This is a genomic window from Sphingopyxis sp. MC1, from assembly GCF_000371385.1.
GTDB classification, from domain to species: domain Bacteria; phylum Pseudomonadota; class Alphaproteobacteria; order Sphingomonadales; family Sphingomonadaceae; genus Sphingopyxis; species Sphingopyxis terrae.
In genome coordinates this window covers 1-19949 of the sequence record NZ_AOUN01000024.1, presented here as the reverse complement: position 1 = coordinate 19949, position 19949 = coordinate 1, and the positions used below count along the sequence as shown (strand labels likewise).

Annotated in this window: 19 protein-coding genes; 6 read left to right on the top strand and 13 right to left on the bottom strand. The window is 66.2% G+C overall.

All coding sequences use genetic code 11. The annotated features are described in order from the left end of the window. Positions 1-232: 232 nt before the first annotated feature. From EBMC1_RS17240 to EBMC1_RS17220, 5 genes are all read left to right on the top strand, one after another. Positions 233-709 (top strand): GreA/GreB family elongation factor, encoded by a 477-nt coding sequence (locus EBMC1_RS17240; protein ID WP_040590862.1) that lies wholly within the window; start codon positions 233-235, stop codon positions 707-709. Further along, a complete protein-coding gene (locus EBMC1_RS17235; protein ID WP_003052619.1) occupies positions 706-885 on the top strand; it encodes a hypothetical protein in 180 nt (59 codons plus the stop codon). Before EBMC1_RS17240 ends, EBMC1_RS17235 begins: the two co-directional genes overlap by 4 nt. A 10-nt stretch (positions 886-895) precedes the next feature. Next, on the top strand, positions 896-2068 hold the full coding sequence (locus EBMC1_RS17230; protein WP_003052616.1) for an NAD(P)/FAD-dependent oxidoreductase: 1173 nt from the start codon (positions 896-898) through the stop codon (positions 2066-2068). Positions 2069-2216: 148 nt separating this feature from the next. After that, complete coding sequence (locus EBMC1_RS17225; RefSeq protein WP_003052614.1) at positions 2217-4046, top strand: DEAD/DEAH box helicase; 1830 nt, start codon at positions 2217-2219, stop codon at positions 4044-4046. 64 nt (positions 4047-4110) lie between these two features. After that, a complete protein-coding gene (locus tag EBMC1_RS17220; protein ID WP_003052611.1) occupies positions 4111-5088 on the top strand; it encodes a quinone oxidoreductase family protein in 978 nt (325 codons plus the stop codon). A 32-nt stretch (positions 5089-5120) separates the two neighbouring features. On the opposite strand, the gene fghA is transcribed toward EBMC1_RS17220, so the two are convergent. The 13 genes from fghA to EBMC1_RS17155 all read right to left on the bottom strand — a co-directional run bounded on the left by fghA (position 5121) and on the right by EBMC1_RS17155 (position 18672). Beyond that, a complete protein-coding gene (gene fghA / locus EBMC1_RS17215) occupies positions 5121-5969 on the bottom strand; it encodes an S-formylglutathione hydrolase (RefSeq protein WP_003052606.1) in 849 nt (282 codons plus the stop codon). After that, positions 5966-6469: a prolyl-tRNA synthetase associated domain-containing protein gene (locus tag EBMC1_RS17210; RefSeq protein WP_003052603.1), complete on the bottom strand. Its 504-nt coding sequence runs from the start codon at positions 6467-6469 to the stop codon at positions 5966-5968. The genes fghA and EBMC1_RS17210 overlap by 4 nt, the downstream gene beginning before the upstream one ends. 14 nt (positions 6470-6483) lie before the next feature. Further along, on the bottom strand, positions 6484-6864 hold the full coding sequence (locus EBMC1_RS17205; RefSeq protein WP_003052600.1) for a VOC family protein: 381 nt from the start codon (positions 6862-6864) through the stop codon (positions 6484-6486). A gap of 55 nt (positions 6865-6919) precedes the next feature. Continuing rightward, positions 6920-7792, bottom strand: coding sequence for a formyltetrahydrofolate deformylase (gene purU / locus EBMC1_RS17200; protein WP_003052597.1), 873 nt, complete (start codon positions 7790-7792; stop codon positions 6920-6922). Position 7793: 1 nt separating this feature from the next. Continuing rightward, positions 7794-8180 carry a VOC family protein gene (locus EBMC1_RS17195; RefSeq protein ID WP_003052594.1) on the bottom strand — a complete coding sequence of 129 codons (387 nt, stop codon included), beginning with the start codon at positions 8178-8180 and terminating at the stop codon, positions 7794-7796. A gap of 18 nt (positions 8181-8198) precedes the next feature. After that, the gene (locus EBMC1_RS17190) at positions 8199-9311 is read right to left on the bottom strand and encodes an S-(hydroxymethyl)glutathione dehydrogenase/class III alcohol dehydrogenase (RefSeq protein WP_003052592.1); all 1113 of its coding nucleotides are present in this window, start codon (positions 9309-9311) and stop codon (positions 8199-8201) included. Between the two features lie 201 nt (positions 9312-9512). Further along, positions 9513-10892 (bottom strand): L-serine ammonia-lyase, encoded by a 1380-nt coding sequence (locus tag EBMC1_RS17185; RefSeq protein WP_003052589.1) that lies wholly within the window; start codon positions 10890-10892, stop codon positions 9513-9515. 171 nt (positions 10893-11063) lie between these two features. Next, positions 11064-11678, bottom strand: coding sequence for a superoxide dismutase (locus EBMC1_RS17180; RefSeq protein ID WP_003052586.1), 615 nt, complete (start codon positions 11676-11678; stop codon positions 11064-11066). A gap of 88 nt (positions 11679-11766) precedes the next feature. After that, positions 11767-13485, bottom strand: coding sequence for a cisplatin damage response ATP-dependent DNA ligase (locus tag EBMC1_RS17175; RefSeq protein ID WP_003052584.1), 1719 nt, complete (start codon positions 13483-13485; stop codon positions 11767-11769). Beyond that, on the bottom strand, positions 13482-14492 hold the full coding sequence (locus tag EBMC1_RS17170; protein WP_003052581.1) for a ligase-associated DNA damage response exonuclease: 1011 nt from the start codon (positions 14490-14492) through the stop codon (positions 13482-13484). The genes EBMC1_RS17175 and EBMC1_RS17170 overlap by 4 nt, the downstream gene beginning before the upstream one ends. Then, a complete protein-coding gene (locus EBMC1_RS17165) occupies positions 14492-15922 on the bottom strand; it encodes a UdgX family uracil-DNA binding protein (protein WP_003052579.1) in 1431 nt (476 codons plus the stop codon). Before EBMC1_RS17165 ends, EBMC1_RS17170 begins: the two co-directional genes overlap by 1 nt. Next, the gene (locus tag EBMC1_RS17160) at positions 15919-17169 is read right to left on the bottom strand and encodes a putative DNA modification/repair radical SAM protein (protein ID WP_003052577.1); all 1251 of its coding nucleotides are present in this window, start codon (positions 17167-17169) and stop codon (positions 15919-15921) included. The genes EBMC1_RS17165 and EBMC1_RS17160 overlap by 4 nt, the downstream gene beginning before the upstream one ends. A 51-nt stretch (positions 17170-17220) precedes the next feature. Continuing rightward, positions 17221-18672: a GAF domain-containing protein gene (locus tag EBMC1_RS17155; RefSeq protein ID WP_003052574.1), complete on the bottom strand. Its 1452-nt coding sequence runs from the start codon at positions 18670-18672 to the stop codon at positions 17221-17223. A 334-nt stretch (positions 18673-19006) separates the two neighbouring features. Between EBMC1_RS17155 and EBMC1_RS17150 the strand changes: the two genes are divergently transcribed. Then, positions 19007-19801 carry a response regulator gene (locus EBMC1_RS17150; RefSeq protein WP_003052571.1) on the top strand — a complete coding sequence of 265 codons (795 nt, stop codon included), beginning with the start codon at positions 19007-19009 and terminating at the stop codon, positions 19799-19801. The last annotated feature ends 148 nt before the right edge of the window (positions 19802-19949 follow it).

The window sequence follows — 19949 nt, the reverse complement described above, 5'->3', positions numbered from 1 at the left end:
CCTCTGCTGCATGCGACTTAACATACATGACGGCGATGAAATCGTGTTCGACCGCTACGGCGAGGAGTGCTACGGGGGCATCTGAACTCGTGCCTCACGACGAGACCCCAGTGGGATACGTGACAAACTCGGCGTATCCCACCAAAACACAACTATGCACAACTATGCACAATTTGGGGTGATTTCGTATCCCACCCTCTAAATTTTATCGTTTATTTTCAATAGGGTATGTATGAGTGTAGCTTTTCGCCGCGAAAGCGATGACGAACATATGGAACCGGTCTTCGAATGGCCGATCCCGCCGGGCGCCAATCTGGTGACCCCGCGCGGACATCGTCTGCTCGGCGAAGAACTCGCGCAGATCGAAGCCGCCATCGCGGCGGCGGAAACCGACGATGCGCGCAAGAAATTGCAACGCCGCCAGCGCTATGTCGCCACGCGCCACGCGACCGCGGAGGTGCAGGTCGCGCCCGCGGACGGGATCGTCGGGGTCGGCAGCGCGGTACGCTATCGGCTCGCGGGTACCGAGCGCGCCGTGACGATCGTCGGGCATGACGAAGCCGATCCGGCGGCAGGGCGGATCGCCTTCACCGCGCCGCTCGGCCGCGCCCTGATGGGCGCCGAGGTCGGCGAGAACGTCGAATTCCAGAGCCGCGAGGATGCCATCACCGTCCTTGCCGCCGCGCCCGATGCGGAGGAAATGGCATGAAGGACAAGTTCGAACGCCACAAGCAGCCGTGGACCGCCGCCGAAATCGACAAGCTCCACACGCTGGCAAAAAAGGGCATGGCGCTCAAGGCCATCGCCAAGGCCCTGACGCGCAGCGAAGAGTCGGTTAAGATCCGCGCCAAGGCCGACGGCCTGTCGATCGCAAAGCTGCGCTGACGTCCCTCGCATGACCGCCCCCGATTATGATGCCATCGTGCTGGGTGCCGGCGCGGCCGGGCTGATGTGCGCCGCGGTCGCGGGGCAAAGGGGTCGCCGCGTCCTGCTGCTCGACCATGCCGAGCAGGTGGGCAAGAAAATCCTGATCTCGGGCGGCGGCCGCTGCAATTTCACCAATATCCACACCGCGCCCGACCGCTATATTTCGGCGAATCCGCATTTCGCCAAATCGGCGCTCGCGCGCTACACGCCCGCCGATTTTATCGCGCTGGTCGATGCCTATGGCATTGCACATCACGAAAAGACGCTCGGCCAGCTGTTCTGCGATGGGTCGGCGAAACAGATCGTGGCGATGCTGCTCGAGGAATGTGCAAAGGGCGGAGTTGAAGTCCGCTGCGGCCAGCCGGTGCGCGCGGTCACGCATGCGGATGGCATCTTCTCCGTCGCCTTCGGCGACCGGCCTGTCCGCGCGTCCAACCTCGTCATCGCTACCGGCGGCCCATCGATCCCGAAGATGGGTGCGACCGGCTTTGCTTACGATCTGGCGCGCCAGTTCGGCCTGAAAATCGTCGAGCCGCGCCCCGCGCTCGTCCCGCTGACGCTCGGCGGTGACGATGTGCTGTTCCGCGACCTGTCGGGTGTCGCAACCCCGGTCGAAGCACACGCCGGCAAGGCGGCGTTCCGCGAAGCGGCGCTGTTCACCCACAAGGGGCTGTCGGGTCCGGCGATCCTCCAGATCAGCAGCTATTGGCGTCCCGGCGATCCGGTAACGATCGATTTCCTGCCCGCCGCCGCACCCGGCTGGCTGATCGACGCAAAGCGCGCGCGTCCACGCGCCACGCTCGCCGCAACGCTGCCCTTGCCCGATCGGCTGGCGCAGACACTCGCCGAGCGGCTGGCGCTGCCCGGCGAGCTCGGCGCGCAGACCGACCGCAAGCTCGCCGATGCCGAGGCGCGGCTGGCGCGCTGGACCTTCCGTCCGAACGGCACCGAAGGCTTCGCCAAGGCCGAAGTGACGGTGGGCGGCATTTCGACCGCAAATCTCTCATCGCAAACAATGATGGCCAAAAGCGTGCCGGGACTGTATGCGGTCGGCGAAGCCGTGGACGTCACCGGGTGGCTGGGCGGCTATAATTTTCAATGGGCTTGGGCCAGCGGATACACGGCGGGTCAGGCTCTTTAGGAAAAAACCCAGATATTTCTTCGTCATGCCGAACGGGTTTCGGCATCCATGACCAGTGTTTCGATCGCGGGCGACAGACCCCGGGACGCAGACTGGGCAGCGAGGACCAAACAGCGGCGCCTTTGCTGCACAGGATAAGAAGAATAAAATGCCTTTTGAAAATCTCTCGCCCGTCCTTGCGGACGCCCTTGCCGCGCGCGGCTATGAAGGACTCACCCCCGTCCAGACCCACGTCGTCGAAGCCGAAGCTGTCGGCCGCGACCTGCTCGTCTCGGCACAGACCGGATCGGGCAAGACCGTTGCCTTTGGTCTCGCCATGGCCGGCGAATTGCTCGAGGATGGGCGCCTGCCCTTCGCGGCCGCGCCACTGGCGCTGATCATCGCACCGACGCGCGAACTCGCGTTGCAGGTCAGCCGCGAACTGAGCTGGCTCTACGCGAAGGCCGGCGCGCGCATCGCGACCTGCGTCGGCGGCATGGATGCAAGCCGCGAGCGCCGGATGCTCAGCCAGGGCGTGCACATCGTCGTCGGTACCCCCGGCCGCCTGCGCGACCATCTCGAACGCGGCGCTCTCGACCTGGAATCGCTGCGCGTCGCCGTGCTCGACGAGGCCGACGAAATGCTCGACATGGGCTTTCGCGAAGACCTTGAGGAAATCCTCGACGCGACCCCCGAAACGCGCCGCACTTTGCTCTTTTCGGCGACGATCCCCAAGCCGATCGCCCAGCTTGCCAAACATTATCAACGCGACGCGCTGCGCATCTCGACCGTCGGCGAAGATCGCGGCCATGGCGACATCGCCTATCAGGTCGTCACCGTCGCCCCCGCCGATATCGAGGGCGCGGTCGTCAATTTGCTGCGGTTGCACGAGGCCGACACGGCAATGCTGTTCTGCGCCACGCGCGACAATGTCCGCCGCCTCCACGCCAGCCTCCTCGAACGCGGCTTCGCGGCGGTGGCGCTGTCGGGCGAGCACAGCCAGTCCGAACGCAACCACGCGCTGCAGGCACTGCGCGACCGCCGCGCACGCGTCTGCGTCGCGACCGACGTCGCCGCGCGCGGTATCGACCTGCCGAGCCTCAGCCTCGTCATTCACGTTGAAATCCCGCGCGATGCCGAAACGCTTCAGCACCGCTCGGGCCGCACCGGTCGCGCGGGGAAAAAGGGCACCGCCGTGCTCATCGTCCCCTATCCGCGCCGCCGCCGCGTCGACGGTATGCTGCGCGGTGCGAAGATCGACGCTCAATGGATGAACGCGCCGACGGCGACCGACGTGCGCGCGCGCGACAAGGAACGGCTGATCGAGGCGCTGCTCGCGCCGGTCGAACATGAGGCTGATGACATCGAACTCGGCCAGCGCCTGCTCGCGGAGCGCAGCGCAGAAGACATCGCCGCCGCGCTCGTCCGCGCGCACCGCGCGACGATGCCGCCGCCCGAGGATCTGATCGATAACGGCCCGCGCCCGCGCGGCGAGCGCCCCGAACGCGGTGAGCGTCTCGAGCGCGCCGATCGTGGGGCGGACCGCGAACAGTTCGACGACAGCGTCTGGTTCCGGCTCAACATCGGCCGCCGCCAGAACGCCGATCCGCGCTGGATCCTGCCGCTGCTCTGTCGCCGCGGCCATGTGACCAAGCACGAAATCGGCGCGATCCGCATCGGCCCCAACGAAACGCTGTTCAACATCCCGCTCGCGATCGCCGATCGCTTCGCCGAAGCCGTGTCGCGCACCGCGAACAAGGATGGCGAAGACGATAGCGGCGTCGCCATCACCCCGGCGCCCGAAGGCAGCACCTATCCGCCGCGCCGCGACACGCGCCCCCATAAGGGCGGGCGCCGCGACGCTGGCCCGCGCCACGACGGCCCGCGCGGCGACGGTCCGCGCAAACCGCGCGGCCCCGGCGCCCCCGGCGGCGGCACAGACCGTTACAAGCCCAAACCCTACGGCCAGCGCAACCCGCGCAAGACCGGGAAATATTAAGGCGTAGAGCCCTTGCGCCCTCTCCGCCGCCGTCCCAAATCGGGCGAACAGCAGGAGAGGACGTATGGAAGCGGTTGAAGCCTTTATCGAGAAGCAGGGCGGACCCGACGTCATCCAGTGGCGCAGCGTCACGCTGGGCGCCCCCGGCCCGGGCGAGGTGCTGGTCCGCCAGACTGCGGTCGGGCTCAATTATATCGACGCCTATCATCGCGACGGCACCTACCCGGTCGACCTTCCTGGCGGTCTGGGGCTCGAGGCGGCGGGCGAGATCGTGGCGATCGGTGCCGACGTCCACGGGCTGAAGCCCGGCGACCGCGTCGCGACCTTCGGCCCCCGCCGCACGGCCTATGCGACCGCGCGGCTCGTCCCCGCAGCCGCGCTGTTCAAGCTGCCCGCGGCGATCGACGACGAGACCGCGGCCGCCGCGCTGCTCAAGGCCTGCACGGTCGAAGCGCTCGTCGAACGCTGCGCCAAGGTCGAGGCGGGCTGGCCGGTGCTCGTCCACGCCGCCGCCGGCGGTGTTGGCCTGATCCTCGTCCAATGGCTGAAAGCCGTCGGCGCCACCGTGATCGGCACCGTCAGCACCGCAGCCAAGGAACAGGCCGCGCGCGACGCCGGCGCCGACCATGTCATCCGCTACCGGGACGAAGATGTCGCCGCGCACGTCCGCGAAATCACCGACGGCCAAGGCGTTCCCGTCACTTTCGACGGCATCGGCATGGCGACCTGGGCGACCTCGCTCAAGGCCACCGCGCGGCGCGGGCTGATCGTCAGCTACGGCAATGCCGGCGGGCCGGTGACCGGCGTCAATCTCGGCATCCTGGCGCAGCACGGATCGCAGTTCGTCACGCGCCCGACCTTGTTCGACTATTATCTCGATCCCGGCGAACGCGCCGCCGGCGCCGCGCGCGTGTTCGAGATGATCGAAAACGGCGCGGTCGCGATCACCATCGGTCAGCGCTACCCGCTCCGCGATGCGGCTCGCGCACACGAAGATCTGGAAGCGGGACGGACCACGGGATCGACGCTGCTGCTTCCTTGACCCTTCCCCTCCCGCAGGCGGGAGGGGAGCAACTAAGCCTTCAACCGCTCCGCGTGCCAGGCGACATGCTCGGCCATGAAGGTCGAGATGAAATAATAGCTGTGGTCATAGCCCGGCTGCATGCGGATTTCTGCTTTCTGCCCCGCCTTCTCGCACGCCTCGACCAGCAGATGCGTCTTGAGCTGATCTTCGAGGAAGCTGTCCGCCTCTCCCTGATCGACGAGCAGGTCGGCAACGCGCGCGCCGCCTTCGATCAGCGCGCAGGCGTCATAGTGACTCCACGGCTCGCGATCGGCGCCGAGGTAGTTCGACAGCGCCTTTTCGCCCCATGGGCATTGCAGCGGCGCGACGATCGGCGAAAAGGCCGAGACCGAGCGGAAGCGGTCGGGCGTGCGCAGCGCCACGGTCAGCGCGCCATGACCACCCATCGAATGACCGCTGATCCCCTGCCGCGTCATGTCGGCCATCGGGAAATTGCGCAGTACTACCGACGGGAGTTCATCCTCGATATAGGAGCGCATGCGGTAATTCTTTGCCCATGGCGCCTCGGTCGCATCCACATAGAAGCCGGCGCCGAGTCCGAAATCCCATGCGCCTTCGGGGTCGTCGGGCACGCCCTCTCCGCGCGGGCTCGTGTCGGGAGCGATGAAGATGATGCCGTGCTGCGCGCAGGCGGCGCGATATTCGCCCTTTTCCATCACATTGGCATGGGTGCAGGTCAGCCCCGACAGATACCACAGCACCGGCAGCTTCGCGCCCGGCGCATGATCGGGAACGAACACCGCAAAGGTCATGTCGGTGCCGGTGGTGTCGCTGGCATGGCGATAGACGCCCTGCGTGCCGCCATGGCTGCGATTGGTCGATAGCGTTTCGAGGGTCATGGATTGTCCTGCACGGGTATGGAAGCGATCAACGGCTCATGCCCCCAATGACGCAAGAGGTCGAGGATCGTTGCGCCCGCAAGGCCGATGGTTCCGGTGTTGCGCAGCGGATGGACGTTGACGCGCTCCGCAGCCGCAAGCCCGGCATCGAGCACCACCGTGATGCTTCCCGGTGCGGCGTTGATCGCGGCAAGCGGCGTCACCGATCCCGGGGCGATGCCGAGCAGCCGCTGCATGTCGTCGGCCTTGCCGAAGCTCACGCGCTTGCATCCGATCGCGGCGGGCAGCGTTTTCAGGTCGACGCGCGCTTCGCCCGGCACGGTGACGAGCCAGAAGGCCCCGCCCGCGTCCTTCAGGAACAGATTTTTGGTGTGCGCGCCGGGAATCGCGGCATTCACCGTGTCGCTTTCGGCGACGGTGAACACCGCGACATGCTCGTGCGCGATGAAGGGGATGGCGAGCGCATCCAGATCCGCCAGCAATCCCGCCTCACCGCGCATAAGCCCTCAGAAAGTCAGACGACGCGGTGCAGCGCGCACAGCTTGTTGCCCGACGGATCGCGGAGATAAGCGAGGTACAGGCTGCCGAAGCCGCCTTCGCGCACGCCCGGCGGATCTTCGATCGAAGTGCCGCCCGCGGCGACGCCGGCGTCATGCCACGCCTTCGCCTGCTCGGGCCCTTCCATTGCGAAACCGATGGTGCAGCCATTGCCCGCAGTCGCTGGCTGGCCGTCGATCGGTGCCGTCACGAGGAACAGTCCGCCATTGTGCATATAGATGAGGCGCCCCTTGTCGTCGACGATGCCCGGCTTGCCGCCGATCGCCTGAAAGGTCGCGTCATAGAATTTCTTCGATGCGTCGAGGTCGTTCGATCCGACCATATTGTGACTGTACATCGCCCTTGGCTCCTCCTGATTTGGTTGCGAATCGGGACTTATCCTGTTCGCGTGACTAACGGAAGACCACCGTCTTGCGTCCGTCGATCAACACCCGCTGTTCGGCGACCCAGCGCACCGCGCGCGCGAGCACCTGCGCCTCGACATCGCGGCCGATACGGATCAGGTCTTCGATCCCGTCGCGATGATCGACGCGCTCGACCGCCTGCTCGATGATCGGGCCTTCGTCGAGGTCGCTCGTCACGAAATGCGCCGTCGCACCGATCAGCTTCACCCCGCGTTCGTGCGCGCGATGATAGGGCTTGGCCCCCTTGAAGCCGGGCAGGAAACTGTGGTGGATATTGATGCAGCGCCCCGACAGCCGCGCCGACAGATCGGCCGAAAGCACCTGCATATAGCGTGCGAGCACCAGATAATCGGCGCCGCCGTGTGCCATGACGTCCAGCATCGCGGCTTCCTGTTCGGCGCGGTTCGCGTCGCTGACGGGCAGATAGTGGAAGGGCACGCCGTGCCATTCGGTCAGGCGGCGCAAATGTTCGTGGTTGGACACCACGCCGACGATGTCGATCGCCAGATTGCCCGTCGACCAGCGGTGGAGCAGGTCGTTGAGGCAATGGCTGCCCTGCGACACGGCGATCACGAAGCGCGGCTTGGCCCCGGCATCGCTGATCCGCGCCTCCATAGCGAACCGCGCGACGATCGGCGCGAACGCCGCGCGCACCGCGTCCAGCGTCTGCGGAAAGCGCGGCCCCGCGCCGCGAAATTCGACGCGCATGAAAAAGCGCCCCGAATCGAGGTCGGCATATTGCTGGCTGTCGAGGATGAAGCCGTCGGTTTCGGCAAGCAGCCCCGTCACCGCCGCGACGATGCCCACCGCATCGACGCAGCTGAAGGTCAGGACGAAAGCGGCCGGACGTTCGGTCGTCATGTCAGCCCGAAATCTTGTGGAATGCGCACAGCTTGTTGCCCGCCGGATCGCGCAGATAGGCCAGATACAGCACCCGGCCTTCGGTCGCGTTGCGAATGCCCGGCGGATCCTCGGCGCTCGTCCCGCCATTGGCAAGGCCCGCGGCGTGCCACGCATCGACCGCCTCGGGCGAGGCCGCGAGCAGGCCGAGCGTATGGCCGTTTCCGCACGCCGCCGCTTCGCCATTCACCGGCTTGGTGATGACGAGCCGTCCGCCGTCATGCGCGTAGATCAACCGGCCACGCTCATCGACGCGGCCGACGGGGATGCCGAGCGCACCAAGCGCCGCATCGTAAAAGCGCTTGGTCGCCGCAATATCGTTGGCGCCGAGCGTGACATGGCTGAACATGCTGCGCGTCCTTCCGCGTCAATACACGACAACGCTGCGGATGCTTTCCCCCGCATGCATCAGGTCGAACCCCTTGTTGATCTCTTCGAGGCCCATGACATGGGTGATCATCGGGTCGATCTCGATCTTGCCCTGCATATACATGTCGACGATCTTGGGCACGTCGGTGCGGCCCTTGGCGCCGCCGAAGGCCGTGCCGCGCCAGTTGCGGCCGGTGACGAGCTGGAACGGCCGCGTCGCGATCTCCTTGCCCGCCTCGGCGACGCCGATGATGATCGAGGTGCCCCAGCCGCGATGGCAGGCTTCGAGTGCGATCCGCATCACCTCGGTGTTGCCCGTCGCGTCGAAGGTGTAATCGGCGCCGCCGTCGGTCATCGCGACGATCGCCGCGACGACATCCTCGCGGCTCATGCCCTTCGAATTGAGGAAATCGGTCATGCCGAACTTGCGGCCCCATTCTTCGCGATCGGGGTTGATGTCGACACCGATGATCTGGTTCGCACCGGCAAGCCGCGCGCCCTGGATCACGTTGAGCCCGATGCCGCCCAAACCGAAGACGACGACATTGTCGCCGACCTGCACCTTCGCGGTGTTGATCACCGCGCCGACGCCGGTGGTCACACCGCAGCCTATGTAGCAGCTCGACTGGAAGGGCGCGTCCTCGCGGATCTTCGCGACCGCGATTTCGGGCAGCACCGTGAAGTTCGAGAAAGTCGAGCAGCCCATGTAATGGAAGATCGGCTGGCCCTTGTACGAAAAGCGCGTCGTGCCGTCGGGCATCAGCCCCTTGCCCTGCGTGGCGCGGATCGCGGTGCAGAGGTTGGTCTTGCCCGACAGGCAGCTTTTGCACTGGCGGCATTCGGGGGTGTAGAGCGGGATCACATGGTCGCCCGGCTTCACGCTGGTGACGCCCACGCCGACCTCGCGCACCACGCCCGCGCCCTCATGCCCCAGCACGCTCGGGAAGATCCCCTCGCTGTCGAAACCGTCGAGCGTATAGGCGTCGGTGTGGCAGATGCCCGTCGCCATGATCTCGACCAGCACCTCGCCCGCCTTCGGGCCTTCGAGGTCGAGTTCGACAATCTCCAGCGGCTTCTTCGCTTCGAAGGCAACGGCTGCACGGGTCTTCATGGGGCGATCTCCTTTTCGCCCGCCCCAATCAGACAAATGGGGTCGCAATGCAAGATACTCCCGATCCTCCCTGCTGCGAGGCCGTGGGGAGGGGGACCGCCCGAAGGGTGGTGGAGGGGCCGCGACGTCACGCCATTGCCCCTCCGTCAGCGCTTCGCGCTGCCACCTCCCCACCGCGTCGCGGCAGGGAGGATCAGGCCATCAACACTCCACGACGCTGACCGCCAGCCCGCCCTTCGACGTTTCCTTATATTTATCGCGCATATCCCGCCCCGTCTGCAGCATCGTTGCGATCACCGTGTCGAGGCTGACGACGTGCGTGCCGTCGCCGATCATCGCGATGCGGCTGGCGTCGATCGCCTTGATCGCGCCCATCGCGTTGCGCTCGATGCACGGGATCTGCACCAGCCCGCCGATCGGGTCGCAGGTGAGGCCGAGGTTGTGCTCCATGCCGATTTCGGCGGCGTTCTCGACCTGCGCGTTGGTGCCGCCGAGCGCCGCGGTCAGCCCCGCCGCCGCCATCGAACAGGCGACGCCGACCTCGCCCTGGCAGCCGACCTCGGCGCCCGAGATGCTGGCGTTGCGCTTGTACAATGCCCCGACCGCCCCAGCGGCGAGCAGGAAGGTGCGCACCCCCGCCGCGTCGCCGCGATAGCTGCGCCGGTAATAGCGGATCACCGCCGGGATGATCCCCGCCGCGCCATTGGTGGGCGCGGTGACGACCTTGCCGCCCGCGGCATTTTCCTCGTTCACCGCCATCGCCCACAGGTTGATCCAGTCCATCATCGCCATCGGATCGGACAGGTTCGCCTCGTGCCGTTCGCGGATGTCGGCGGCGATCTGCGGCGCGCGGCGCTTGACCTTCAGTCCGCCGGGCAGCGTTCCGGTGCTGCAGCAACCCGCATCGATCGAGCCGTCCATCGCCGCGGCGATCTGGTCGAGCCCGGCCTCGACCTCCTCGACGCTGCGGTGCACCAGCTCGTTGTCGAGCATCATTTCGGCAAAACTCTTGCCCGACGCCGCGCCCATGCTGAGGAGGTCGGCGCCCGAGGTGAAGGCGAAAGGCAGCGCCACCTCGTCCTCGGCGCCGCGGCTGTTGCGCCCCGCCTCCTCCTCGTCGACGACGAAACCGCCGCCGATCGAGAAATACATGCGCTTGGCCAGTATCTCGCCATCGCCGTCACGCGCGGTGAAGCTCAAGGCGTTGCTATGAAAGGGCTGGCGCTGCTTCATCTGGAAATGCAGGTCGCGCGCCGGTTGAAAGCGGACGCGCTGGCGGCCGAGCAGATAAAGAAACCCCTCATTCTCGGCGCGGTCCCAATGCGCCTTGATCGCAGCGAGGCTGGTTTCGGCCGGGATTTCGCCCGCCAGCCCGGCAACCACTGCGGTATCGGCCGCGTGCCCCTTCCCCGTCAGCGCAAGCGAGCCATAGAGATCGGCCTCGACATGCGCCGCCTTGCCGAGCAGGCCGCGTTCGTCGAGCCAGACGGTGAAGCGCCGCGCCGCAACCATCGGTCCGACGGTATGCGAGCTCGATGGCCCGACACCGATTTTGAAAAGTTCGAAGAGGCTGATCGTCATGCCGCGCCTATAGGCGAGGAAATAGTCTTATGACAGAAGCCAATGCCTTGACGTCTAAAGCCGTGTCCCCCCGCGAAGGCGGGGGTCCATCATCCGTGGGCGAAAAATAGCACCGACCGGAGATGGGTCCCCGCCTTCGCGGGGACGCACGGCCTTTTCTTTGACGGGAAATTACGCCGGATAGGTCCAGGCGCCGTCGCGCGCCAGATTCTCGGCGGCGAAATCCCAGTTGAGCAGCTCGTCGACCACCGCGTCGACGTAGGCCGGGCGCAGGTTCTTGCGGTCGATGTAATAGGCATGTTCCCACACGTCGATGACGAGCAGCGGCTTGATCCCCGCGGTCACTTCGGTGCCGGCGTCATGCGTGTCGGTGACCGACAGCTTGCCGTCCTTGGCGACCAGCCACGCCCAGCCCGAGGCGAAATGGTTGACCGCCGTGTCCTTCAGCTTCTTCTTGAGATCGTCCAGCGACCCGAAGTCGCGGTCGATCGCGGCGGCGAGATCCCCCGACGGGGTGGTCTTGGTCGGTGACAGGCAGTTCCAGTAGAAAGCGTGGTTCCACGACTGGGCGCTGTTGTTGAACAGCCCCTTGTTGCCCGACCCTTCGGCATGGTGGATGATTTCTTCCAGGCTCTTGCCGGCGAGGTCGGTGCCTTCGATCGCGGCATTGGTCTTGTCGACATAGGCCTTGTGATGCTTGCCATGATGCGTCGCGAGCGTGTCGGCCGAAATATGCGGCGCCAGCGCGTCCTCGGCATATGGCAGCGGCGGAAAAGCGATTGTCATGGCAGTCTCCTTTTTTGGTGTTCGGGGGTGTAACTCGGTATGTTTGACGCGAGTTGCAACCCCGTGACGACGAATTCTGGCGTTATTTTTACGTCACCATGCTGCGCAGCGTCGCGATCCGGTCGGCTTCCTCCGCCGGCTTGTCGCGCCGGATGCGCGCGATGCGCGGGAAACGCATCGCCAGCCCCGATTTGTGCCGCTTCGATGCGTGGATCGAATCGAAGGCAACTTCGAGCACCAGCGTCTTTTCGACCTCGCGCACCGGGCCGAAGCGATCGACCGTGTTGTCGCGCACGAACTTGTCGAGCCACTTCAGCTCCGCGTCGGTGAAGCCCGAATAGGCCTTGCCCACCGGCAGCAATTCGCCCGCCTCGGTCCAGCAGCCGAAGGTATAATCCGAATAGAAGCTGGCGCGGCGCCCGTTCCCGCGCTGCGCATACATCATCACGCAATCGGCGGTCAGCGGGTCGCGTTTCCATTTGTACCACAGCCCCGCCCGCCGCCCGGCGACATAGGGGGCATCGCGCCGCTTGAGCATCACGCCTTCGATCGCGGCGTCGCGCGCGCCGGCGCGCAGATCGGCGAGTGCACTGAAATCTTCGGCCGCGATGAGCGGCGACAGGTCGAAATGGCTGGCGGCCAGCCGCGGCACGAACGCCTCCAACTGGCGTCGTCGCTCGGTCCACGGCAGCCCGCGCAGATCGTCGCCGGCAACGGCGAGCAGGTCATAGACGCGCACGAAGGCTGGATAATCGGCGAGCATCTTTTTCGACACGGTCTTGCGCCCGAGCCGCTGCTGCAGCGCGTTGAAGCTCGCCGCCCCTCCCTGTGTTTCTGGCCCGCCCTGCACCTCGCCGCGCACGAGCAATTCGCCGTCGATCACCGCCTCCTGATCGAAGGCCGCGACCAGTTCGGGGAACGCCCCGCTGATCTCCTCGCCGCCGCGGCTGTAAATACGCGTCTCGCCGGCGGCACGCACGATCTGGACGCGGATGCCGTCCCATTTCCATTCGGCGGCGAAGTCGGCAAGGTCGATAGCCTCTTGCTCAAGCGGGTGCGCCAGCATGAAGGGCCGAAAGAAGGCGACGTCCGCAAGGTCGGGGCGCGGCGCCCGTCCCTCACCCCAGGCGAACAGCGGCGCATAGGGCGGCGGGATCGCGTGCCACAGCTCCTCGACATCGTCGACCGGCACGCCGAACGCCTGTGCAAACGCCTGTTTCGCCAGCCGCGCCGACACCCCGACGCGCATCCCGCCCAAAGCCAGTTTGAGCAGCGCATAACGCCCGTCGGCGTCGAGCCGGTCGAGCAATGCGGCGACGATCGCGGGCGCATCGCTGCGGCTGGCGGCGGCCAGCGCGTCGACGGCTTCGGAGACCGAGAGTGAAGATTGCGCAGTGTCCGAATCCCGCATCCCCGAGCGAAGCCGAGGGGCCATGCCGAGCGAAGTCGAGGCCGCAACGCCCGATATTCTCGCTGCGCTCGAAAGAGCCCCTCGGCTTCGCTCGGGGATGCGGATTGTTTCTGTCCGGTTGTCTGAATCAGGCCATAACAGCGCCGCCGTCTCCGCCGTATCGCCGACGAAATGCCGCGACAGCCGGAACAGCTCTTCATCCAGGCGCGTCGCGAGCAGCGTCCGCACCGTCCCCGCCTTCACCGCCGGAAAGTCGAGCGCCTCGGTCAACGCCGCAAGCGCCCAGCCGCGATCGGGATCGGGCGTATGCTTCAGATAATCGACGATCAGCGCCAGCTTGCTGTTGCGCGAGCGCGTGTAGATCAGCCGGTCGATCAGGGCGGCGAAGCGCTTCACGCCTCCTCCTCCAGGTCGCGGCCGACGAGGTGCAGCGCGCGCGCCTTGCGCTGGGTGAGTTCGCACCAGCGCAAGAGGCCGTCCTCGCTGCCGTGGGTGATCCAGCTCTCCTTGGGGTTCACTTCGGCGATCGTCGCGGTCAGTTCGTCCCAGTCGGCATGGTCGGAGATGACGAGCGGCAGTTCGACCATCCGTTGCCGCGCGCGCTGGCGTACCCGCATCCAGCCCGACGCCATCGCGGTGACGGGATCGGGGAGCCGCCGCGACCAGCGGTCGTTGAGCGCGGACGGCGGGGCAATGACGATCTGCCCCGCCATCGCCGCCTTGTCGGTTTCGGATACCAGCCGCAATTCGCCCAGATCGACGCCGTGCGCAGCATAGAGCGCGCACATCCGTTCGAGCGCGCCGTGAATATAGATCGGCGCATTCCAGCCCGCGCCGCGAAGTTCGGCGATCACCCGCTGCGCCTTGCCGAGCGCATAGGCGCCGACGAGTATCGCGCGGTCGGGCTCGGCACGCACCGCGCCGATCAGCTTGGCGATCTCGTCCCCAGTCGGCGGGTGCCGGAACACCGGCAGGCCAAAGGTCGCCTCCGTCACGAAAATATCGCACGGCACCACCTCGAACGGTGCGCAGGTCGGGTCGGCCCGGCGCTTGTAATCGCCGGTGACGACGATCCGCTCGCCGCGATACTCCATCAATATCTGCGCGCTGCCGAGCACATGGCCGGCGGGATGGAAGCTGAACCGCACCCCGCCGCGCTCGAACCCGTCGCCATAGGCAAAGGCCTGATTATGGCTCGCCTCGGCATCGACGCCATAGCGCAGGGCCATGATCGCGAGCGTCTCCGGCGTCGCGAAGACCGCTCCATGCCCGCTGCGCGCATGATCGGCGTGGCCGTGGGTGACCGCAGCGCGCGCAACGGGGCGCGACGGATCGATCCACAAGTCGGCGGGCTTCACATAGATGCCGCTCGGGTGCGGCTCGATCCAGCTAGCGCCGGGCATCAGGCGGCCAGCTTTCGCGCGCGGATCAGGTCGGCGACGAACATGTCGCGCTCCTTGGCCGCGCGTTCGCGGTCGGGCAGGCGGAGCAGGAACGACGGATGGACCGTCGCGATCAGCTTCGACCCGCCCTCCAATTCATGCACCGACCCGCGCATCGACGCGATCGTCGCGCTTCGCCCCGTCACCCCGCGCAGGGCGCTGCCGCCCAGCGTCACGATCACGTCGGGCCGGACCAGCGCGCGCTCCTTGTCGAGCCACCAGCGGCACAGGTCGATCTCGGCAGCCGTCGGATTCTGGTGCAGCCTTCGCTTGCCGCGCGGTTCGAATTTGAAATGCTTGACCGCGTTGGTCAGAAACAGCCGCCGTCGGTCCATGCCCGCTTCGTCGAGCGCTTCGTTCAGCACTTGCCCTGCCGGGCCGACGAAGGGCCGTCCCTGCAAATCCTCCTGATCGCCGGGCTGTTCGCCGACCAGCATGATCCGCGCCGTCGCCGGTCCCTCGCCCGCGACCGCCTGCGTCGCGTCGCAATAGAGCGGACAGCGCGTGCAGCGATCGAGCGCGCGCGCGATCGCGTCGAGCGTATCAAGGGCTTCGGTCGAGGCGTCGTCGTCGGTCACGCGTTTGCGCCATTTCTCCGTTCGCGCATTCGCAGCCGAAACGGCCACCGCGCGCATCCGTTCCACGCGCGCCTCGGCGCCTGCCAGCAACCGCGCAATATCCTGCGCCTCGGGCAGGTTGTGCCAATATTTTTTCGGCATTTCGGCGCGCATCGCGGCGATATTGACGCGCGCGGGGTTGAAAATCGCGCCATAATAGGTGCGCCACTGATCCTCGACCACATCGCTCTCCGGCACTTCGTCCCGCGTCCCGCCGGGGCCGTAACGCAGCGCCTCGTCCTCCCAGATCGCACGCGCGTCGGGGGTTACGATCGCCCAGTCCATGCCGGTGAAGCGACGCTGGAAAAAGGGGGCGGTCAGCCGCAGGATGCGGTGCGCGGGCTCGAACCACGCGGCGAAGCGCTCGCGCTCGCCATCCTCGCCCAGCCGCCGGAACCGCACGAAGGCGTGCATCTTGTGCACATCGCGGCGGATCGCCTTGTCGGCCTTCATCAGCCAGTCGACATCGACGTCGGTGCGCCGTTCAAGCAGCCGACGGTCTTGCAACGCGCGCCAAAGGACGCGGTAAAGACGTGCGGGCACCGCGGCATCGCGGTAACAGATCACCCGCTCGGCGATCGCAACCAGCTCGCGCGGCAGGCTGAGCGCGCCGGACGGCGGCAGCACCGCTGCCGCCTCGCCGAACAGCGATGCGCCCTCGCCGCCGCCGCGCCAGCTGATGTCCTCGGGCGCAATCCCGTCCGCCAACAGGCTGCGCGCGGCGCGGCGCCATTCGCCGAAATCGCCGGGCGTTTCGAGGACGACCTCCCTCACAGCGCCAGCGTCAGTTGTTCCGCGGGCGGCGCGAAGCGGGCGCGCAGGTCGGCACTGTCGGTGAGCTTGCCCGGCCGCCAGTCGGGTGTGACGATGAAGGGCAGCAGCTTTTTGACCGACGCCGTCAGCTTGGCGAGGTCGCCGAGCCGCACCTTGCCCAGCCGCCGCGCCGCCACGATGCGGTCGACCGCGCGCGTGCCAAGACCGGGCACGCGGAGCAGCAGTTCGCGCGGCGCCCGGTTGATGTCGACGGGAAAGCTCTCGCGCCGCTGGAGCGCCCACGCAAGCTTGGGATCGATCGCCAGGTCGAGCATACCGCCGCGCCCGCCCGCCATGATTTCGGCGCGCTCGAAGCCATAGAAGCGCAGCAGCCAGTCGGCCTGATACAGGCGGTGCTCACGCATCAGCGGCGGCCGCACCGGGGGCAGGTCGCTGCTCGCGTCGGGAATGGGGCTATAGGCCGAATAATAGACGCGGCGCAGCCTATAGCCCGAATAAAGGTTGGTCGCCGCGTGCAGAATGTCATCGTCGCGCGCGCCGTCGGCGCCGACGATCATCTGCGTCGATTGCCCGGCAGGCGCAAAGCGCGGCGGCGGTGCCTTGCCGATCAGCCGTCCCTTCGCGGCGTCGAGGACGTCGGCCTCGCGCGTGCGCACCGATGCCATCGTCTTGCGGATGACGCCGGGCTTCTTTTCGGGCGCAAAGCTCGCCAGTCCTGCCTCGGTCGGCAGTTCGACATTGGTCGACAGCCGGTCGGCATAGATGCCGGCAAGCGCGATCAGCGCGGGATCGGCGCCCGCGATCGTCTTCAAATGGATATAGCCCTGAAAGCGATGCTCCTCGCGCAGCAGCCGCGCGACCTCGACCAGCTGCTCCATTGTATAGTCTTCGGACCGGATGATCCCCGACGACAGGAACAGCCCCTCGATATAGTTGCGCTTGTAGAAATCGAGTGTCAGCCGCACGACCTCCTGCGGATCGAAACGCGCGCGCGCGACATTGCTCGACGCCCGGTTGATGCAGAAGCGGCAGTCATAAACGCAGAAATTGGTCAGCAGTATCTTGAGCAGCGAAATGCAACGGCCGTCCGGCGCGTAGCTGTGGCATATGCCCATGCCTTCGGTCGAACCGATGCCCTTGGTCGCGGTCGAATCGCGCCGCACCGTTCCCGAGGAGGCGCAGGAGGCATCATATTTCGCCGCATCGGCGAGGATCGCGAGCTTTTGCAGAATCGATTTTCCCGACATGCCACCCGTTTAACACGAGAACATTTTAGGAACAAATCGCCTCGTCGCGTTTCAGGCTTCGCGCCATTTGGCGGGCAGCGATATCTCGACGCGCAGGCCCTCGGGGTTCCAGTGCCGCGTAATCGTGCCCCCCAGATTGTTCCGGACGCTGCGCTCCATCAGCAGCGTGCCAAAGCTGGTGCGATCGGGCGGACCGATCGGCGCATCGCCGCCGCTTTCGGTCCAGTCGAGCCGGAACAGGCGCGGCTCGCTGCCTTCGGGGTCCTGGCTCCAGCTGACATCGACCTGCCCGCGCGCGCCGGTCAACGCGCCATGCTTGACCGCATTGGTTGCCAGTTCGTTGAACAGCAGCGCCATCGCCACCAGCGCATTTTCGGGCAGCAGCAGGTCGGGGCCCGACCAGCGCACGCGCGGAAAGGCGGCTTCGACCTCGCGCATCAGCGCGTGTATCGATCCGGTCATGAAATTTGCGCCGAGCAGGACGTTCTGCGCACGGTTAAGCGCGTCGAGCCGGCTGCTGATCCGCTCGACATAATCGTCGACATCGCGCGCCGAATTTTTGGTGAGCGAAATGATCGCGCCGACCGTTGCAAACAGGTTGCGCATCCGGTGGTGCAGCTCGCGCATCAACAGCGTCGCATTTTCCTGGCGGCTCTTCTGTTCGGTGATGTCGGCGCTGATCCCGGTCAGAATGGCATCGTCGCGGCGCACATCCCAGTCCCCGCGCGCCGCGATCCAGCGCACACCGCGTTCGGGATGGTCGATGCGGTACTCCATCGAATACGGCGCGCCGCTGTCGACAGAGGCATAGAGCACGCGGCGCACCGCGTCGCGATCCTCGGGATGGACGCGCGCGAAAAACCCCTCGCCGGTCCTCAATGCGGTTTCGAAATCGGCGCCCCATAGCTCGGTGGTGGCGCCGCGCCATTTGAGCTCGTCGGTGCGCGCGTCGAACTGCCAGGTCGCAATGCACGAAAAGTCGAGCGCGCGTTCCAGCATGTGCCGCGCCTCGTCGCGCTCCATCACGGTGCGCCGCAGGTCGGCCTCGGCCATGATGATCGCCGCCAGATCCTCGAGCCGTTCGCGCTCGCGGTCCGCAAAATCGGCGCGCGGCCGCCGGTCGATGATGCACAAAGTCCCCAGCACCGCGCCATTATAGGCGCGTAGCGGCACGCCGGCGTAAAAGCGGATCAGCGGTTCGCCGGTGACCAGCGGATTGCCGCGAAAACGGCTGTCCTCCAGCGTATCGGCGACGATCATCGCCTGCTCGCTGGTCACGACATATTGGCAAAAGCTGATCTCGCGCGGCGTTTCGGGCACATCGAGGCCGTAGGAGGATTTGAACCATTGCCGGCAATCGTCGACCAGCGAAACAAGTGCGATCGGCGCCTCGAACAAATCCGCTGCAAGTTTGGTGACACGGTCGAACGCCGGTTCGGGGGCGGTATCCAATATCCGGTATTCGCGAAGCGTCTCGAGCCGGCGGCGTTCGTGCTCGCGCATCTCCCTCGAACCCCCTTCGTCGCCCCCGTCGGCCAAAGCCCGCCCTCCGTCTTTTCCCGCCGCGCTCTTCTCCGAAGCGCCCTCGCTCGATGCCGTCGCATCGATTGCCGTGGTGGGGCGCTGTGCCATGAATCTGGTCCCTGCAAAAGCTTGTGAATGAGCGCGCAAGAAAAAGGCCATCTTTCTGCTACTTACGCGGCGATCCGGTAGCGTCCCGGCAGACTCTACGCATCAGGCGCGTGGTGGTTGCAGAAAATGGGGGGCTTTTTTGCGTCAATCCGGGAACCCGCCCCCGCGGGGCGCGTATGATCGGTTCAAAGAGGGAGGTTCCTGCATGAGCTTGGGCGAAGAAATCCGTGGCCATCTGCCGTTCCTGCGCCGCTATGCGCGCGCGCTCACGGGCAGTCAGCAACATGGCGACAATTTCGTCCACACCACGCTGGAAGTCATTGTCGCGGCGCCCCAGGAATTTCGCACCTGTCCCGATACGCGTATCGACCTCTACCGCAGTTTCCACCGCATCTGGGAAAGCGCCTATATCGACGACGGCGAAGGCAGCGACGCCGAACTCGACCCGGTGCTGCGCGCCGCGAACGACCGGTTGCGCCGGATCACCCCTCTCGGCCGTCAGATCCTCCTGCTGACCGCGCTCGAAGGCTTCTCGGCCGACGAGGCCGCGGCGATCACCGGCACCGACATCCCCACCGTCGAAACGCTGCTCGCCGAAGCGGTCGGCGATCTCGACCGCGAATCGCGCACCTCGGTCCTGATTATCGAGGACGAGCCGCTGATCGCGATGGAGCTGGAACAGATCGTCCGCGAACTCGGCCACGAGGTTGCCGGGATCGCGACGACGCACGACGATGCGGTTGCGGCGTTCGAACGCACCGAGGCCGGCCTCGTCCTCGCCGACATCCAGCTTGCCGACGGATCGTCGGGGATCGACGCGGTACAGGATATTTTGGCGATCGCCCCCGTCCCGGCGATCTTCATCACCGCCTTTCCCGAACGGCTGCTCACCGGCAACCGGGTCGAGCCGACCTTCCTGATCTCCAAGCCCTTCCGCCAGAACATGGTCCGCGCCGCGATCAGCCAGAGCCTTCTCTTCACCCCCCAGCTCGCGGCATAGGGCTTCGCTGGCCACCGGGGCGCTCACCCCGATACGGAGCGAGTGACCGGACACGACAGCTAGCGGTCGTCGGCCAGCTTTTCTTCCATCGTCATCCCGGCGAAGGCCGGGATCTCATACTATCATGGTAACGCACCGGCGAGATCCC

Coding starts and splice junctions, on each gene's coding strand:
- EBMC1_RS17240 (WP_040590862.1), top strand. CDS start 233: ATGAGTGTAGCTTTTCGCCGCGAAAGCGATGACGAACATATGGAACCG.
- EBMC1_RS17235 (WP_003052619.1), top strand. CDS start 706: ATGAAGGACAAGTTCGAACGCCACAAGCAGCCGTGGACCGCCGCCGAA.
- EBMC1_RS17230 (WP_003052616.1), top strand. CDS start 896: ATGACCGCCCCCGATTATGATGCCATCGTGCTGGGTGCCGGCGCGGCC.
- EBMC1_RS17225 (WP_003052614.1), top strand. CDS start 2,217: ATGCCTTTTGAAAATCTCTCGCCCGTCCTTGCGGACGCCCTTGCCGCG.
- EBMC1_RS17220 (WP_003052611.1), top strand. CDS start 4,111: ATGGAAGCGGTTGAAGCCTTTATCGAGAAGCAGGGCGGACCCGACGTC.
- fghA (WP_003052606.1), bottom strand. CDS start 5,969: ATGACCCTCGAAACGCTATCGACCAATCGCAGCCATGGCGGCACGCAG.
- EBMC1_RS17210 (WP_003052603.1), bottom strand. CDS start 6,469: ATGCGCGGTGAGGCGGGATTGCTGGCGGATCTGGATGCGCTCGCCATC.
- EBMC1_RS17205 (WP_003052600.1), bottom strand. CDS start 6,864: ATGTACAGTCACAATATGGTCGGATCGAACGACCTCGACGCATCGAAG.
- purU (WP_003052597.1), bottom strand. CDS start 7,792: ATGACGACCGAACGTCCGGCCGCTTTCGTCCTGACCTTCAGCTGCGTC.
- EBMC1_RS17195 (WP_003052594.1), bottom strand. CDS start 8,180: ATGTTCAGCCATGTCACGCTCGGCGCCAACGATATTGCGGCGACCAAG.
- EBMC1_RS17190 (WP_003052592.1), bottom strand. CDS start 9,311: ATGAAGACCCGTGCAGCCGTTGCCTTCGAAGCGAAGAAGCCGCTGGAG.
- EBMC1_RS17185 (WP_003052589.1), bottom strand. CDS start 10,892: ATGACGATCAGCCTCTTCGAACTTTTCAAAATCGGTGTCGGGCCATCG.
- EBMC1_RS17180 (WP_003052586.1), bottom strand. CDS start 11,678: ATGACAATCGCTTTTCCGCCGCTGCCATATGCCGAGGACGCGCTGGCG.
- EBMC1_RS17170 (WP_003052581.1), bottom strand. CDS start 14,492: ATGCCCGGCGCTAGCTGGATCGAGCCGCACCCGAGCGGCATCTATGTG.
- EBMC1_RS17160 (WP_003052577.1), bottom strand. CDS start 17,169: ATGTCGGGAAAATCGATTCTGCAAAAGCTCGCGATCCTCGCCGATGCG.
- EBMC1_RS17155 (WP_003052574.1), bottom strand. CDS start 18,672: ATGCGCGAGCACGAACGCCGCCGGCTCGAGACGCTTCGCGAATACCGG.
- EBMC1_RS17150 (WP_003052571.1), top strand. CDS start 19,007: ATGAGCTTGGGCGAAGAAATCCGTGGCCATCTGCCGTTCCTGCGCCGC.